The sequence below is a fragment of the Butyricicoccus sp. genome (genome assembly GCF_050872565.1).
GTDB lineage: Bacteria > Bacillota > Clostridia > Oscillospirales > Butyricicoccaceae > Butyricicoccus_A.
In genome coordinates, this window is the sequence record NZ_JBNMHC010000507.1 from 1 (window position 1) to 1,157 (window position 1,157).

A 1,157-nucleotide genomic window follows, 5' to 3' on the forward strand; every position below is an offset into this window, starting at 1 on the left:
GCGACATTGGAGCAGACCGTGGCGTTTTTGGACAAACAGAATCTGCCGCTGTACGCCGCAGCACTCAGCGAGAGCAGCGTGCCGCTGACGCGCGTGGATTTGACGCGCGCTGCCGTGATGATCGGCAATGAGGGACGCGGCATCACCAAAAAAGCCGCCGCTCTGTGCACCCAGCAAATCATTATTCCGATGGATGGCCGCGCGGAGTCGCTCAATGCGTCAGTCGCTGCCTCCATTATCATGTATGAGATGAGCAGAAAGGGCTGATCGCCAATGACGAACGTTACCTATTGGCTGTGGCTGGCAACGCGGCCGGGATGCAGTGCACGGTTCAGCCGCCGCCTGCTCGAACGATTTGACTCGCCGGAGGAAATTTGGCAGGCAGATCGGCAGGCGTTTGTGGACATTCCGCGGCTCACGAAACATAAGCTGGATTCGCTGATGGAAAAGGATTTGACGGTTGCCGAGCACATTCAGGCGGACTGCCTCAAGCAGGGCATTCAAATTCTCACGATGGACGATGAAGCATATCCGGAGCTGCTGCGAGAGATTTCGGATCCGCCGCTTGTGCTGTATGTGCGCGGCACCTTGCCGGATTTTACCGATCGACTGTCTATTTCCATTGTGGGCACACGAAAATGTACCCAATATGGCAAGCAGGCGGCGTGGCATTTTGCGGGAAATCTCGCCCAGCGCGGCGCGATTATCGTCTCCGGTATGGCATTGGGCATTGATGGAACAGCCAATCGGGCAGCGATTGAAGCGGGCGGAGAGACGGTTGCCGTTCTCGGCTGCGGCGTCGATGTGTGCTACCCGTGGCAGCACAAACAGCTGATGGAAGATATTATTCGTCACGGCGCGGTAATCAGTGAATACCCGCCCGGCACAGAACCGTTCGGCAGGAATTTTCCTGTGCGCAACCGCATCATAACCGGCTTGGGTCGGGGCACACTGATTGTAGAGGCACCGAAAAAATCCGGCGCATTGATTTCGGCGGATTTGGCACTGGAGCAGGGACGCGATGTGTTTGCTGTTCCGGGAGATATTAACCGCCTGTCCAGCGCAGGATGCAATGCATTGATTCGGCAGGGCGCGGCGGAGCTGGTACAGGAACCGGCGGATATTTTGTCGCAGTATCAGCTGACGGATGCGCATAC

The 1,157-nt window shown here is 57.1% G+C and carries 2 protein-coding genes; both read left to right on the forward strand.

Going from position 1 to position 1,157, the window contains the following annotated elements; translation table 11 throughout:
* On the forward strand, positions 1–267 hold a 267-nt coding region (locus tag ACR0P9_RS12955; RefSeq protein ID WP_432620792.1), incomplete at its 5' end, for a TrmH family RNA methyltransferase.
* A gap of 6 nt (positions 268–273) precedes the next feature.
* Positions 274–1,157: DNA-processing protein DprA (gene dprA / locus ACR0P9_RS12960; protein WP_432620794.1), on the forward strand; the 884-nt coding region annotated here is incomplete at its 3' end.